The organism is Acidovorax sp. SDU_ACID1 (assembly GCF_045291395.1).
GTDB lineage: Bacteria > Pseudomonadota > Gammaproteobacteria > Burkholderiales > Burkholderiaceae_C > MR-S7.
On record NZ_CP152342.1, the window covers coordinates 1,342,741 to 1,357,209 of the forward strand.

General features: G+C 59.5%; 13 protein-coding genes. 7 read left to right on the forward strand and 6 right to left on the reverse strand.

The window, feature by feature from the left end; genetic code table 11:
• The first annotated feature begins 205 nt into the window (after positions 1-205).
• Complete coding sequence (locus AAG689_RS06555) at positions 206-1,126, forward strand: LysR substrate-binding domain-containing protein (RefSeq protein ID WP_406625240.1); 921 nt, start codon at positions 206-208, stop codon at positions 1,124-1,126.
• 6 nt (positions 1,127-1,132) lie between these two features.
• Here the strand turns inward: AAG689_RS06555 and AAG689_RS06560 are convergent, their stop codons facing one another.
• From AAG689_RS06560 to AAG689_RS06580, 5 genes are all read right to left on the reverse strand, one after another.
• Complete coding sequence (locus AAG689_RS06560) at positions 1,133-2,101, reverse strand: Bug family tripartite tricarboxylate transporter substrate binding protein (RefSeq protein ID WP_406625241.1); 969 nt, start codon at positions 2,099-2,101, stop codon at positions 1,133-1,135.
• Complete coding sequence (locus AAG689_RS06565; protein ID WP_406625242.1) at positions 2,098-2,994, reverse strand: dihydrodipicolinate synthase family protein; 897 nt, start codon at positions 2,992-2,994, stop codon at positions 2,098-2,100. The genes AAG689_RS06560 and AAG689_RS06565 overlap by 4 nt, the downstream gene beginning before the upstream one ends.
• A 318-nt stretch (positions 2,995-3,312) precedes the next feature.
• Positions 3,313-4,068: a GntR family transcriptional regulator gene (locus tag AAG689_RS06570; protein ID WP_406625243.1), complete on the reverse strand. Its 756-nt coding sequence runs from the start codon at positions 4,066-4,068 to the stop codon at positions 3,313-3,315.
• A gap of 44 nt (positions 4,069-4,112) precedes the next feature.
• Entirely contained in the window at positions 4,113-5,075 is a 963-nt protein-coding gene (locus AAG689_RS06575) for a Bug family tripartite tricarboxylate transporter substrate binding protein (RefSeq protein ID WP_406625244.1), read from the reverse strand.
• Positions 5,076-5,185: 110 nt separating this feature from the next.
• Entirely contained in the window at positions 5,186-5,632 is a 447-nt protein-coding gene (locus tag AAG689_RS06580) for a cupin domain-containing protein (protein WP_406625245.1), read from the reverse strand.
• A 403-nt stretch (positions 5,633-6,035) separates the two neighbouring features.
• Between AAG689_RS06580 and AAG689_RS06585 the strand changes: the two genes are divergently transcribed.
• From AAG689_RS06585 to AAG689_RS06605, 5 genes are all read left to right on the forward strand, one after another.
• Positions 6,036-7,277 carry a benzoate/H(+) symporter BenE family transporter gene (locus AAG689_RS06585; RefSeq protein ID WP_406625246.1) on the forward strand — a complete coding sequence of 414 codons (1,242 nt, stop codon included), beginning with the start codon at positions 6,036-6,038 and terminating at the stop codon, positions 7,275-7,277.
• A gap of 56 nt (positions 7,278-7,333) precedes the next feature.
• A complete protein-coding gene (gene trpB, locus AAG689_RS06590) occupies positions 7,334-8,569 on the forward strand; it encodes a tryptophan synthase subunit beta (protein WP_406625247.1) in 1,236 nt (411 codons plus the stop codon).
• Positions 8,566-9,423: a tryptophan synthase subunit alpha gene (trpA, locus tag AAG689_RS06595; protein ID WP_406625248.1), complete on the forward strand. Its 858-nt coding sequence runs from the start codon at positions 8,566-8,568 to the stop codon at positions 9,421-9,423. Before trpB ends, trpA begins: the two co-directional genes overlap by 4 nt.
• Before the next feature lie 314 nt (positions 9,424-9,737).
• Complete coding sequence (gene glyA / locus AAG689_RS06600) at positions 9,738-11,009, forward strand: serine hydroxymethyltransferase (RefSeq protein WP_406625249.1); 1,272 nt, start codon at positions 9,738-9,740, stop codon at positions 11,007-11,009.
• A 126-nt stretch (positions 11,010-11,135) separates the two neighbouring features.
• The gene (locus tag AAG689_RS06605; protein WP_406625250.1) at positions 11,136-11,759 is read left to right on the forward strand and encodes a hypothetical protein; all 624 of its coding nucleotides are present in this window, start codon (positions 11,136-11,138) and stop codon (positions 11,757-11,759) included.
• Between the two features lie 573 nt (positions 11,760-12,332).
• On the opposite strand, the gene AAG689_RS06610 is transcribed toward AAG689_RS06605, so the two are convergent.
• On the reverse strand, positions 12,333-13,610 hold the full coding sequence (locus tag AAG689_RS06610; RefSeq protein WP_406625251.1) for an adenosylmethionine--8-amino-7-oxononanoate transaminase: 1,278 nt from the start codon (positions 13,608-13,610) through the stop codon (positions 12,333-12,335).
• A 268-nt stretch (positions 13,611-13,878) separates the two neighbouring features.
• On the opposite strand from AAG689_RS06610, the gene ahpC reads away from it, so the two are divergent.
• On the forward strand, positions 13,879-14,439 hold the full coding sequence (gene ahpC, locus AAG689_RS06615) for an alkyl hydroperoxide reductase subunit C (RefSeq protein WP_406625252.1): 561 nt from the start codon (positions 13,879-13,881) through the stop codon (positions 14,437-14,439).
• The last annotated feature ends 30 nt before the right edge of the window (positions 14,440-14,469 follow it).

The following is a 14,469-nucleotide window of genomic DNA, read 5'->3' on the forward strand; positions in this document are numbered from 1 at the left end:
AAGTTTGAGCTGGAAGAATTTGCAAAGCGGGCAGATCTCCCCACTAACTGGACGGGGCTAATGAAATCGGCAGGAAGGATAGGCGCACGGAGGCCACAGAATCAGACCTGTGTGCGGTTGGCCTATGCGTCCGCATGAGACAATGCAATCAAGGGCGTGCGATCAAAGCTGGTTGGTGCCTCCCCAGGAATTTTCTTTATATGCCATGGATCTTCGACAGTTAAGGCAGTTCGTGGTGCTCGCTACGGAGCTAAACTACAGACGGGCCGCGGAAAGGTTGAATATGACGCAGCCCCCATTGAGTATCGCCATTAAGCGGCTTGAGGAAGATCTCGGGGTGAAGCTCTTCGAGCGGGATCGCCTTGGAGTGCGCTTGACTGTACCCGGAGGTGTGTTCTTAGATGAAGCTTGCCGGCTGCTTGAAAATGCAGAGATCGCCGTGCAAACCACTCGGGATGCAGATAGGGGGCGTATCGGGACTTTGCGGCTTTGCTCCGTTCCAAGCGCGGCGATACTGCTGCTTCCTCAAATATTGCCGGTCTTCACCCAGCGGTTCCCATCTATCCGAATAGCGCTTAGCAGCGGCAGTACAGTCCAAATCCTCGGTGACCTGCAGCAAGGTGGACTGGACGCAGCCTTTGTCGTGCCGCCCGCATCTAAATACCCGGAAATTGAGTACGTCCAAATGCCGCGCCAAGAACTCCTGCTCGCTGTACCGAGCGCTCACAAGGTTGCGCAGAGGCGCCATGTCAAGCTGAGTGACCTCGGAGATGAACCCCTCGTGGCATTGGCACACTCGGATAGCCCTGGTTTTGCTGGAGAAATAATGGCGTCTTGTCAGCGTGAGGGTTTTCATCCAAAGATATTGCAGGAGTCCTCGCACGCTTTGGTGACATTGCCGTTGGTATCTGCCGGACTGGGGATGGCTATCGTGCCTGCCGCACTCAAGCGCGTCAACCTCGATAATGTGACCTATGTTGAATTACACAACTCTTTCGGAGCCCCGCTTTTTTATGCAATGGCACTTGCATATCATCGAAAGAATATAAATCCCGCAGTTAGGCAATTTATAGCGACTGCCCGGGAGATATTTTCTCCCGAGCAAACAACTTCCATCGGAGCGTAGCTGACCTTATTGCTCTTTACGATTACGTAGCAACGAAGACCATCTTTCCTGCTCTCGTTTCACCCGCTCCTCGAAAGCCGTCTGAGAGCTGTCGACACGCTCGCTTCCCCTGCTGTAGATCTTTTCATGTGCAAGTGGCGAAGCTGCCACGGCGGAAATTGCTGAATTCAACCGCTGGACAATGTCTGCCTGTGTGCCCGCCGGCACGGCGACGCCAGACAGAGATCCACCCTCTAAGTCCTTGCCGAGCACTTCCTTCACGGTCGGTATCTCGGGCAGGCTTTCCAACCGGCGCTTCGAAGTCACCACAAATGGGCGGACTTGACCTCCTTGTATGAAGCTTCCAACCGTCGCTGCGGAGATCGCGGTAGCGTCCGCCTGCCCTCCGATCATCGCTGTAAGGGATTCAGAGCCGCTCTTGTACGGTACTTGAAGCCACTGGGTGTTAGTGGCCTGCTGGAAAAGTTGTAGGACTTGATAATTGTCAGAGCCTTCCCCCGCAGTCGAGAACGACAGCTTGCCCTTGCCACCAGCGGCAGCCTTCACCAAGTCTCCCAGCGACTTGTAAGGGCTGTTGGCGCTGACGGCCAGGATATTTGGTGTGTGCGCGAGCATCGCGACATAGGTGAAATCCTTCTTTGGATCATAAGGAAGTTTCGGATATATCCATGGATTCACCGCGAACATACCGTTCGTGATCACCAAAAGCGTATAACCATCGGGTCGTGCTTTTGCAACAGCACTGGCTGCAATACCACCACCGGCACCGGGTCGATTTTCTACAACAACCGGCTGGCCGAGTTCTCGGCTCAGCCCTTCTGCAAACACTCGGGCAGTGATGTCTGTGACGCCACCGGCGCCAAACGGCACCACTACCCGTATAGGTTGAGTGGGATAAGTATCAGCCTGGGCGGGCGCAAAAGCGACCATTCCAACTGCGAGTGCTACAGCAGCGAAAATACGGTTTCGCATCATTTAACGATCTCCATGGTTTTTAGAATCGATTCCAGCTTTTTTCGATGATCTGGGTGAAGCGGCATGAGAGGTGGACGAAGTTTCCCGCTGCTCACACCACTTAATTCCAATCCAGCGGCGACTGTGCGTGGCAGTCCGAAGTCCATTAGAAATCCAAGCAGGTTGCGCACCTGATTGAACCAACGCGCTGCCTCTGCGTCATTATTCTCGATGATACTGTGATAGAAATTAAGTATCCATGGCGCGCAGATGTTGGGGGCCGCTGTGCACCAACCAACTGCCCCATCCCGGAAGCCTTGTTGGGCCATGCTATTGAGCCCAACAAATATTTGCACATGGTCGGCACACGCATTGCGCAGTTTGGCTATTTTCGTCGGATCCGGGCTGGCCTCTTTGATGAGACTGATGTTGGGAAGAGATGTCAACCTGTGAAGAAAATCCACTGTCAGATCTATTCCCGTTGTAAACGGATTGTTATAGGCCATGACGGGAATTGATACGGCCTCCGCAACTGAGCGGAAATAAGTGAAGATCTCTTCCTCGGTAAGTTTCCAGTATGTACTCGGTAGAACCTGGATGGCCGACACGCCTGCAGCTTCGGCTGCGCGCGCATACCGTACGGTTGCTTCGGTACCAAGACTGGAGACGCCTGCCAAAACCGGAACACGCCCAGCGCAGGCTTCGACAGTTCGGGCAATAACTGTGTGCCGCTCTTCATCTGAAAGATACGGTAGGCAACCCACGCTACCAAGCGGTGCGATACCATGAACGCCTGCATCTATGAGCCGCTCGACATGCAATGCGAGAAGTTCACCGTCTACAGAATTATCTTCGGCCAACGGTGTTAACAGATATCCTATGATGCCACGTAGTTTCATTGCTTGCTTGTGCATTGGTTTCAGTTACCGCAATGATGAAAGAGTGGCGTGGTTTCGTCCAATTTTGAATTTGTGTGTACCTGATATCTTTTGGAATTGGATGCGGAATTACGTCATGTTTGAAGAGCATATACATTAAGTATCGCAGCACGGTAGGCGTGTCTATCTCGGTGGCTGGGTGGGTATCCTAGGAAGCGATCTCGGCAACCTGCTATGGACTTGTTCATGTACCTTGAGGACAGCCTAGCCCTATCCGAGGTTTTCCACACTTTTGTCGCCGCTGCTTCATTTTTAGTGCAGCGCGCTGACTGTCCTCGAATAGGCTTCGGATACTCAGGTTCGACGGCCTGAGCGTGAGCGCGGCGGTGCGGGGCGCTTCTGCAGCCAGTCCACTACGAATTCACCCGATTCTTGAATATGGGTTCTCATTGCATGCCTGGCTGCAATGGGATCACGAGCAACCATGGCTTCCACAATCGCGGAATGATGCTCGATATTTTTCCTCATGCGGGAATCGTACATACCTAGGACCGTCATGTTTAGGATGTTACGCGTATAGTCCAGATGAAGTTCCCGAATGATGCGCTCCAGCGATGCGTTGCCCGAGGCGCTGTAGATCAACGCGTGAAATTCCTGATTCTTGATAACCCAATGGCGCATGGGCTCTGCGGCCTCCCGACAGGGTAGGCCCCCTGCTGCATTTACGGCATCATACAAGGCGCGGACGGAGTCCGTGCATTCGGCATGCACCGCTTGCAAACGTTGCAGATCAGCATCCGATATCCATTGCACCGCCAACTCCGTTGCCATTCCTTCAAGTTCACCACGCAGCCAGTAATTGGCACTGATGTCTTTGGCGGTGGGAGCTACCACCGTGGCTCCGAAGCGCTTTCTCTGTACGACCAAGCCCTTGATCTCAAGTTGCCGAAGCGCTTCCCTTACCGGCGTGCGGCTGACCTCATATTCTTCAGCCAAAGTTTCCTGACGCAGCTTTTGGCCAGGCGCGTAGGTTCCGTTGAAGATCTTGCTAGCAATCGACTCCACAAGGTTTTGCAACAAATCCTTGTCATTGAGGTCTTCGTCGTCCATACCTACGCTCCTGGCGGTACGTGAAGGAGAGCCAGTCTGTTGCGTCAGCGAGTGCCAAAAAAATCCTTCCATTTAGCAACCTCCTGTCGCATACGGCCTTGAAATGCCTCAGAACCGACTGGCATTGGCTGGCTGCCCTGTGCAAATAAATTCTTCATACCTTCACCCTTGAGCACCTTGGCCATTGCATCCTCAAGCCGTCTGATGACGGGGGCCGGAGTATTGGTCGGAGCAACAAGCCCGGAAATCGACCCTACATCAAACTCTTTTCCGAGTTGTTCTTCAACCGTAGGAATCTCTGAGAACTGAGGTACTCGCTGGCTGGAGGTCACGCCAAGCGGCCGCATCTTGCCTGAATCAATGAAGGGACCAACAACCACGGTCTCCACGGCGGTGCTTTGCACGGCGTCCGACAGCAAGGCGTTTGCTGCCTCGGCGCCGCTCTTGTGCGGCACGTGCAAGAAGGTGGTATCCGTTGCATGCTGGAGCGATGCGAGCACTTGGTGAATGGAAGTGCCAAGTCCAGAACTGGCGAAGGTGACGTTCTCTCGCTGCTGTTTTGCTTGGGCTATGAGTGCGCTCAGATCACGGATCGGGGACTTCTCGGACACCACCAATACCAGCGGAGTATTGGCGATCATGGAGATATACGTGAAATCCTTCAAGGCATTGTAATTGAGCTCTTTGTTGATGAGAGGATTGACTGCAGCCATCCCGTTAGTAATCACCATCAACGTGTAACCATCCGGCTTCGCTCGCGCGACGAGGCCAGCAGCGATGTTTCCGCTGGCACCTGGTTTGTTTTCCACCACAACTGGCTGCCCCAATTCCTCCTGAAGCAGTTTTGCGACCGTGCGCGCCGTCACGTCTGTGATGCCACCTGCCCCGAATGGAACCACAAGCGTCACAGGGCGTGTGGGCCAGTTTTCGGATGCGTTGGAAATGCCGACAGTACTGATCGCGAGGGCGGTGCCGATTAGCACTTTCTGAATAAAAAAGGTAAACATATTTTGTCTCGTGGTGATTGTAGCTTTTCTGTAAACAGTCTATGGGCCGCGGAGTCTTCCGGGAGCCCATAAGACATCGCTCACCATATGCTGATGACGGCTTCTTGCAGTTAGTGCTCCAGATCCTTGTCCGTTATCTCTGGAACATCACCTTTAATATTCATTCGGCCTTCATACACCGGGCGCCCCCCGGTTGTCGGGCCCTGGTATTGCACGAAGAAAATGGTGCCGCCCGTTTCGGTGGTGAGCTCCTCCTCGATGTGGGGGTCTGGATGAAACACAACTGTGCCCGGACCGAAGGGCTTGTCGCCCATTTTGAATTCCCCTTCAATCACATACCAAACCTGTGCAAAATCGTGCTTATGGAGCCTGAAGCCGGCGCCAGGCTCATAGCGGAGGAATCCTGCGTTGGGTTCGGTCGGGGCTTCGGGACGCGTATGAAACAGAAATTTGGTCTTGTTCTTAAAACGCCCCATCTCCCACTCCATGTCCTCGGGACGACGGTATTGAGGCATCCGGTGAACAAACGAAGTGACGTCCTTACCATCTGTGGTCATCTTGATACTCCAGTTGTGAATAGATGAGCCATTCTATGAACGCTCTAAAAAAAATACTGGATACAAAAACGAGGCGGCACATGTCTTCCTTATCAATGGAGCCACCGCCGCGACCGACGTGCCATGGAGGGTCTCCTCTGCTGGCACACGCTTCTGGGAGCTCAACGGGCGGAAGCTTGCTCACAACAGACATGCCCTTGAAGGCGGTTTCCTCAATCTGGACCGCGACAAAGCCGTGAGGTTGTTCTTTCGTCCCGGTTGGAAGGGTTTGGACTTAACAAAATCTGAAAATTGGTCTGCTAACAATGTTAAAAATGGTGGGGCACAACGAGCCATTTTCCGATTAAAAAGTAGCTTTCCAACAAGGTCTAAGAGCCGATCTTTTAGGAGTTATGACAAGACCATGTCCTCCGCTGCCCCATCTTCATCTGTCCGTCTGAGCGATCTCACCCATCCTGTCGTAGCCGGCCTGATCTCGGTCATCGTCAACTACGGTGGCACGTTCATTCTGGTGTTTCAGGCCGCCAAGGTGGCTGGCCTCAGCCCCGAGCTGACGGCTTCGTGGGTCTGGTCGATTTCGATTGGCGTGGGCGTGACCGGGATCTTCCTGAGCTGGATCTCCCGTGAGCCAATCATCACGGCCTGGTCCACGCCGGCAGCGGCGTTCCTGGTCACTGCGCTGGCGACCACGCCCTATGCGGAAGCGGTCGGCGCCTACCTGATTTCGGCCGCCGCGTTTGTGGTGCTCGGGCTGTCCGGCTGGTTCGAGCGGGTCATCCGCATGATTCCGCCGGGCGTGGCCGCCGGATTGCTGGCCGGCATCCTGCTCCAGTTCGGCATCGGCGCCTTTGGCGGCATGACCGTCGATCCACTGCTCGCAGGGCTGCTGATCGTGGCCTACTTGGTGTTCAAGCGTTTCAGCGCGCGCTACGCGGTGGTGGGCATCCTGGTGCTGGGGCTGGCCTTCCTGCTGGTCCAAGAGCGCGTTGATCTGTCCGGGCTGAGACTGGAACTGGCTACGCCGATCTTCACCATGCCCGCGTTCTCGCTCAATGCCTTGTTGAGCGTCGCGCTGCCGCTGTTCCTGATCACCCTGACCGGGCAGTACATGCCAGGCATGCTGGTGTTGCGCAACGATGGGTTCAAGACCAGCGCCAACCCCATCGTAACCGTCACCGGGCTGGGTTCGCTGCTGATGGCACCGTTCGGTTCGCACGCCTTCAACATCGCCGCCATCACGGCCGCCATCGCGACGGGCAGAGAAGCCCACGAAGACCCGTCCAAGCGCTGGATCGCCGGTATTGCCGCAGGTATCTTCTACGTGTTGGTCGGGGTGTTCGGGGTCACGCTCGCCGCCGTGTTCATGGCCTTTCCGGCGACCTTCATCACCACGTTGGCCGGTCTGGCGCTACTGGGCACGATCGGCGGCAGCCTCGCCGGTGCGCTGGTCGATCCCAAGGCCCGCGAAGCATCGCTCATCACCTTCCTGGGTGCCGCTGCCAACATCAACTTGCTTGGCATTGGTGGTGCCTTCTGGGGCCTGGTGATCGGGCTGACGGCCTACGCCGTGCTCAACGGTCGGTTGCCGCAGCGAGCATCAAGGCCTGTCGTCGCACCGCAGCACGTCAACGGGCAGTCAAGCTGATGACCGGGCCTTCGGATAGCGCCGATCGCCATTGCCACCCAGGAGGAACTGACGACATGACCACGATTCTGAACGACAAGCAACCCGACACAGGAGGCTTCTTCGGCCACTTCGGAGGGAGTTTCATCAGCGAGGCCCTGGCGCAGGCAGTCGAGGAACTGGCGGCCGCCTGGCAGCATTATCGCGACGATCCCGCGTTTGTCGCCGAATATGAAGAAGAACTGGCCGATTACGTCGGCCGTCCGTCACCAATCTACTACGCCCGGCGTCTCAGCGAGGAAACGGGCGGTGCCCGCATCTTCCTCAAGCGCGAGGACCTCAACCATACCGGCGCCCACAAGATTAACAACGTGATTGGACAGGCCATGCTGGCGAGGCGCATGGGCAAGCGGCGCATCATCGCCGAGACGGGTGCAGGCCAGCATGGTGTTGCCACCGCGACGATCTGCGCGCGCTACGGTCTGGAATGCGTGATCTACATGGGCAGCGAGGACATCGAGCGGCAGCGCCCCAATGTCCAGCGCATGGCGCTGCTTGGCGCAACCGTGGTCCCCGTGACCTCCGGCAGCCGCACACTCAAGGACGCGATGAACGACGCGATCCGCGATTGGGTCACCAACGTCGATGACACCTTCTACCTGATCGGGTCGGTCGCGGGCATGCATCCGTACCCGACGATGGTGCGCGACTTCCAGACCGTGATCGGCAAGGAGTGCCTGACCCAGATGCCGGTACTGCTCAAGCGCCTGGGCATGGCGAAGGAGCACCCCGATGCAGTGATTGCTTGCGTGGGCGGCGGCAGCAACGCCATCGGCATCTTCCATCCGTATATCGAACACGAGAGCGTGCGCCTGATCGGTGTCGAGGCGGCGGGCCTGGGACTGGACACGGGCCGGCATGCTGCATCGCTTCAGTGCGGCAGTCCCGGTGTCCTGCACGGTAGCCGCTCGCTCATCCTCCAGGATGACAACGGACAGGTGCAGGAAACCCACAGCATCAGCGCCGGGCTGGATTACCCCGGCGTCGGGCCGGAACACGCCTGGCTCAAGGAGATTGGCCGCGCCGAGTACGTCGGTGCGACCGACGACGAGGCGCTGCACGCCTTCCATCAACTGAGCCGCACGGAAGGCATCATTCCCGCGCTCGAAGCCAGTCACGCCGTAGCCCATGCCATCAAGCTGGCGGCCACCTTGCCCATGGAGCAGGCCCTGCTGGTCAACCTGTCCGGCCGGGGCGACAAGGACATGGAGACGGTCATGGCGCAGGCCAACGCGCCTGGAGGAAAGCTATGACCCGGCTCGATCCCACCTTCCGGTATCTGCGGCGAGAGGGGCGCAAGGCGTTGATCCCCTATGTCACCGCGGGCTACCCCGGCGCGGACATCACCCCGGCGCTGATGCACGTGCTGGTCGAGGCCGGTGCCGACGTCATCGAACTGGGCGTGCCGTTCTCTGATCCATCGGCAGACGGTCCCACGATCCAGGCGGCCAGCGAGCACGCCCTGCGCCAGGGCATAGGGCTGCCGCAGGTGCTCGACCAGGTGCGGCGCTTCCGCGAATCGGACACCGAGACCCCGGTGGTGCTGATGGGCTATGCCAACCCCATCGAACGCTATGACCTGCTGCGCCAGCCGGGCACGTTCGCCACGGACGCGGCCAAAGCCGGAGTGGATGGCGTGCTGGTGGTCGATTACCCGCCCGAAGTATCTGCTGACCTCGCGGCACAGCTACGCCAGCACGGCCTCGATCTGATCTTCCTGCTTGCGCAGACCTCCACCGAGCAGCGCATCCGGCAGGTCGCCAAGCGGGCCGGTGGCTACGTCTATTGCGTGTCCATCAAGGGCGTTACCGGTGCTGCCACACTCGACATGGCAAGCGTGCGTGACACGCTGACACGCATCCGCCGTCATGTGCACATCCCTGTCGGGGTCGGGTTCGGTATCCGTGATGCCAGCACCGCCCGGGAAGTCGCCCAGGTCGCCGACGCCGTGGTGATCGGCTCCTGGCTGATCGAGAGCCTGGCCGGCAAACCGGCGGCCGAAGCGCTGGCCGCGGCCAGCGACCTGGTCCGCGATGTGCGCCGGGAACTGGACAAAGACGTGCCGGAACAAGACTCAACCCCAAACCCCAAGCATTCCAAAACCTAGGACGAATCCCATGTTCGACACTTCGCTGACCCTCGCCGATTTCGACCCCGAGGGGCCCAAAACGTGCGGCTCGTCTCGGCGGGTGAAGACATGCCATGCGTGGCATGTCTTCACCCGCCGAATGGGAGGCTCCTTCAGTATTCACGGCGCAGCACGTCCATACGTCGCCATTTGTCCTAGGTCAATAGTATCATTGATGTCTGAAGGGCACCCGAAAGTGTCAACAGGGGACACCGGATAGTCCGGCCTCTCGCGCCGGGCTGCCGCCATCCATGCAGGCCTCCATTCATTCAACCCACTAGGACCACATTTCCATGTATGACACCTCCCTCAAACTCGCCGACTTCGACGCGGAACTGGCCAAGGCCGTCCATGACGAAGAAGGTCGCCAGGAAGATCATGTCGAACTGATCGCCTCGGAAAACTACGCCAGCCCGCTGGTGATGGCCATCCAAAACTCGGTGTTCACCAACAAGTATGCCGAGGGCTATCCGGGCCGCCGCTATTACAGCGGCTGCGAGTACGTGGACGTGGCCGAACGCCTGGCGATCGAGCGGGTCAAGGAGTTGTTCGGCTGCGACTACGCGAACGTCCAGCCGCATGCAGGCGCCCAGGCCAACACCGCGGTATTCCTGGCGCTGGTCGCGCCCGGCGATACCGTGATGGGCATGAATCTGGCCCAGGGCGGCCACCTGACCCACGGCAACCCGGCGAACTTCTCCGGCCGGTTCTACAAGATCGTTCCGTACGGACTCGACCCCGAGACCGGGCTGATCGACTACGACGAGATGGAGCGTATCGCGCTCGAGAGCCGGCCCAAGCTGCTCATCGGAGGGTTCTCCGCCTACTCGCGCTACAAGGACTGGGCCCGCATGCGCAGCATCGCCGACAGGGTCGGCGCGATCTTCTGGGTGGACATGGCGCATGTGGCCGGCCTGGTCGCCGCCGGCGAGTACCCGGACCCGCTACCGCATGCCCACGTCGTGACCAGCACCACACACAAGACTTTGCGCGGTCCGCGCGGCGGCATCATCCTCGGCAAGGGTCAAGACGAAGGCTTCTACAAGAAGCTCGACTCGGCGATGTTCCCCGGTGTTCAGGGCGGCCCCTTGATGCACCAGATTGCCGCCAAGGCGATCGCGTTCAAGGAAGCCCTGCAACCCGAGTTCAAGACCTACCAGAAGCAGGTGGTGGCGAACGCAAGGGCCATGGCTGCGGTGCTACTCGAGCGCGGCTACAAGATAGTCTCCGGCGGCACGGACAACCACCTGATGCTGATCGACCTGTCCGACAAGCCATATACCGGCAAGGATGCGGACGCGGCCCTGAGCGATGCCTATATCACGGCGAACAAGAACTCGGTGCCCAACGACCCGCGCTCCCCCTTCGTGACTTCTGGACTGCGCATCGGAACACCGGCCGTGACGACCCGCGGCTTCGGCGTCGCCGAATGTGAAGAACTGGCAGGCTGGCTTTGCGACGTGCTGGACGCCCTCGAAGCCGGGACCGGCGAGCGGGTGCGGTCGCGCGTGCGTGAACAAGTGGTGGCGCTGTGCCGCCGCCATCCCGTGTATCGCGCAAACTGATCTCTATCGTCTTCGATTCCAAGCGTTGCACAGCACGGAGGAGGATCTCAAACGCTTGGAGACTCTTGGATCATTAATCAGCGTTCGTGCCTGGCCGCCGTGTGCTTAACCTTTGGAGACCGCTCAATGCTCGACCAAGCCCTGAAAGACCAGCTCAAGACCTACCTGGACCGGATCAACCGCCCTGTGCTGCTGGTCGGTGCGCTGGACGACAGCGACGCATCTCAGGGAATACGCGAACTGCTGGCGGAGATCGCGTCGCTGTCGGGCAAGATCAGCGTCACGGAGCGGCGAGGCGAGGGCGGCCGCGTCCCATCCTTCGCTGTCCGCTCGCCGGGGCAGCACATCGAGTTGGCCTTCGCAGGCCTGCCAATGGGCCAGCAGTTCACGTCGCTGGTGCTGGCGCTGCTGCAGGTCGGTGGCCACGCCCCCAGGGAAGCGCCGGAACTTCTGGAGCGGGCAAGGCGCCTGAAGGGGGCTTACAGCTTCGAGACCTACTTCGCCCAGGACTGCCAGAGCTGCCCGGAGGCGGTGCAGGCGCTGAACCTGCTGGCCATCCTGAATCCGAGCGTGAAACACGTGTCGATCGACGGCGCGCTGTTCCCCGACGAGGTCCGGCAGCGCGAGATCCAGATGGTGCCGAAGATCTACCTGAACGGCGAATTCTTCGACAACGGCCGTATGGGCCTGCAAGAACTACTGGACAAGCTTTCCGCCACGGCGGGCGGTGTGCAGGCTCCCACGGCCTGACCGGTAGTAGACGATTGCCCGGAGCCCGGCCAGTTGCTTTCCGGGTCCACGGCAGAAGCATTACCAAGGGAAAAGGGATGACGGTTTCCATGTGGACCAGTGCCGGGCTCATCGCATTGACAATCGGCCTGTGGGCGACGGCAAGGCTACCGGAGTACCTCTCCGCGCTGCTTTTCCTCTCGGCAGCGGTGGTCCTCCATCTGGCGCCGCCGGACGTCCTGTTCTCGGGATTCTCGTCGGCTGCTTTCTGGCTGGTGCTCAGCGGGTTCGTGCTTGGTGTCGCCATCCGCAAGGTCGGGCTGGCCGATGCCGCGGGCTTCCCCTTGTCCACGATGCTCATGGTGCAGGTCATCGGCTATACGACGCCGCTGCTGCCGTACCAGGCAGCCCCCATCGTGGTTGCCATGGGCATAAGACGGGGGTGCCGGCGAGGGGTGGCCTGCGGCTTTGCCTGGCGCTGGCCATCGTCACCTTCCTGCTGCTGGTCCCGATCGACTACGCCTGGTTCAGACAGCTGGGGTGGATTGCCCGCCGATGAGGCGAGCGCGTGGCTTGAGGATCGCTCCGCAACGGCTACGGTGCTGCTTCCCCGACGACGCGCTGCACCGCGCGGAGCAGCGTCTGCAGCTCATCTTCGGGGATGGTCAGCGCAGGCGTCAGGTAGACGATGTTGCCGAAGGGGCGGATCCAGACGCCGGCATCGACGAGCCGGTGACGCAGCGCCTTCTGGTCTCCGATGCTGTGCAGTTCTACCACGCCGATCGCCCCGAGGACACGCACGTCGCGCACCCAGGGCCGGTCGGCCAGCGGCGCCAGTCCGGCCCGCAAGGCGCGCTCGATTGCCGTGACCTGCGCCAACTTGGGGTGCTGCTCGAACAGGTCCAGTGAGGCATTGGCCGCCGCGCAGGCCAGGGCGTTGCCCATGAAGGTGGGGCCATGCATAAGGGCATGCGCGGGATCGTCCGACCAGAAGCCGTCGAAGACCCGCCGGCTGGCCACCGTGGCGGCGAGCGGAAGGGTGCCGGCGCTCAGCGCCTTGGACAGCACCAGGATGTCGGGAAAGATCGGCGCTTGCTGGAAGGCGAACATGCTGCCGGTACGCCCGAAGCCGGTGAATACCTCGTCCAGTACGAACAACAGCCCGTACTTGTCGGCCAGCGCGCGCAGTCGTGACAGGACGTCGGCGGAGTGCATCAGCATGCCGCCAGCCCCTTGCACCAATGGCTCCACGATGATGCCCGCGAGCTGGCCGGCGTGCCTGGCCAAGTGCTGCTCCAGCGCGGCGTGGCTGCTTTCGTCGCATGGTAGTGCCAGTAGGTCGTGCTGCACCAGCACGTCTTTGAACGTCGCGTGCATCCCGTCGTCCTGGTCGCCAATGGCCATCGTGCCCAGGGTGTCGCCGTGGTAGGCCCCTTTGAACGCCACGAAGCGCGTCCGCTGGGTCTCTCCCCGGTTGATCCAGAACTGCAGGACCATCTTCAGAGCGACTTCTACCGCGACCGAGCCGGAATCCGAGAAGAACACCCGCTCCAGGCCACCACCGAGCAGGCGAGTGAGTCGGGTCGCCAGTCGCAGGGCCGGTTCGTTCACGAGACCTCCGAACATGACGTGCGGCATTTCGGCGAGCTGGTGTTGGATTGCCTCCACGACGTGAGGCGGGTTGTAGCGGTGGCATGCGGACCACCACGAAGCGATCCCGTCGATCAACGTGCGCCCATCGGCAAGCTGGATCCGGCTCCCTCGTGTCCGAACTGCGGGGAGCGGCCCGACAGCGCTCTTCATCTGCGTGTAGGGCAACCAGACATGGTTCAGCCCTTCGTCGCGCCAGTTCGCCTCCTTGTGAGGTTGCACGGAAACTCCTTTCTGATGACCTGTCTTCGGGGTGTGGAATAAGGCTTAGTTTATATATAACATTGGCCTATGACAATTGTTGGAGCAACAGTGTTTCGAGCGTAGTGACGTCTGTGGCGGGATGCTATGAAATAGTGGAAAGCTATCAATTAGATGTGAAAGTTAGATTGGACACATCGCCAGAGCTGCGCGAAACTTTGTCCTATGACATTGATTTCTATGAAATGTGTCATGAACCGTACAACCCATCCCTGAAAGGAATCCAACGATGTCCGTTCTCAACACCGAAATCCTGCCGTTCACGGCAGACGCCTACCACGACGGCAAGTTCGTCAAGGTCTCCGACACCGACCTGAAGGGCAAGTGGTCCGTGGTGGCGTTCTACCCGGCCGACTTCACCTTCGTCTGCCCGACTGAGCTGGAAGACCTGGCCGACAACTACCAGGAGTTCCAGAGGCTGGGTGTGGAGGTGTACTCGGTCTCGACCGACACCCATTTCTCGCACAAGGCCTGGCACGATAGCTCGCCGGCCATCGGCAAGATCAAGTACGCCATGATCGGTGACCCCGACCACCAGATCTCGAAGAATTTCGATGTGCTGCGCCCCAGCGGCCTCGCCAATCGCGGCACCTTCATCATCGATCCCGAGGGCGTGATCCAGGCCGTGGAGATCACTTCCGAGGGCATCGGCCGCGAGGCCTCCGACACGCTGCGCAAAGTCAAGGCCGCCCTGTACGTCGCCGCACACCCGGGCGAAGTCTGCCCGGCCAAGTGGAAGGAAGGCGAGAAGGCCCTCGCGCCGTCGCTGGACCTGGTCGGAAAGATCTGAGCCGTCCCCCTGCTGAGGCAGGGGAATGCA

What these genes read in the sequence shown, in the direction of transcription:
- AAG689_RS06555 (WP_406625240.1), top strand. Translation starts at nt 206, where the DNA reads ATGGATCTTCGACAGTTAAGGCAGTTCGTGGTGCTCGCTACGGAGCTA.
- AAG689_RS06560 (WP_406625241.1), bottom strand. Translation starts at nt 2,101, where the DNA reads ATGATGCGAAACCGTATTTTCGCTGCTGTAGCACTCGCAGTTGGAATG.
- AAG689_RS06565 (WP_406625242.1), bottom strand. Translation starts at nt 2,994, where the DNA reads ATGCACAAGCAAGCAATGAAACTACGTGGCATCATAGGATATCTGTTA.
- AAG689_RS06570 (WP_406625243.1), bottom strand. Translation starts at nt 4,068, where the DNA reads ATGGACGACGAAGACCTCAATGACAAGGATTTGTTGCAAAACCTTGTG.
- AAG689_RS06575 (WP_406625244.1), bottom strand. Translation starts at nt 5,075, where the DNA reads ATGTTTACCTTTTTTATTCAGAAAGTGCTAATCGGCACCGCCCTCGCG.
- AAG689_RS06580 (WP_406625245.1), bottom strand. Translation starts at nt 5,632, where the DNA reads ATGACCACAGATGGTAAGGACGTCACTTCGTTTGTTCACCGGATGCCT.
- AAG689_RS06585 (WP_406625246.1), top strand. Translation starts at nt 6,036, where the DNA reads ATGTCCTCCGCTGCCCCATCTTCATCTGTCCGTCTGAGCGATCTCACC.
- trpB (WP_406625247.1), top strand. Translation starts at nt 7,334, where the DNA reads ATGACCACGATTCTGAACGACAAGCAACCCGACACAGGAGGCTTCTTC.
- trpA (WP_406625248.1), top strand. Translation starts at nt 8,566, where the DNA reads ATGACCCGGCTCGATCCCACCTTCCGGTATCTGCGGCGAGAGGGGCGC.
- glyA (WP_406625249.1), top strand. Translation starts at nt 9,738, where the DNA reads ATGTATGACACCTCCCTCAAACTCGCCGACTTCGACGCGGAACTGGCC.
- AAG689_RS06605 (WP_406625250.1), top strand. Translation starts at nt 11,136, where the DNA reads ATGCTCGACCAAGCCCTGAAAGACCAGCTCAAGACCTACCTGGACCGG.
- ahpC (WP_406625252.1), top strand. Translation starts at nt 13,879, where the DNA reads ATGTCCGTTCTCAACACCGAAATCCTGCCGTTCACGGCAGACGCCTAC.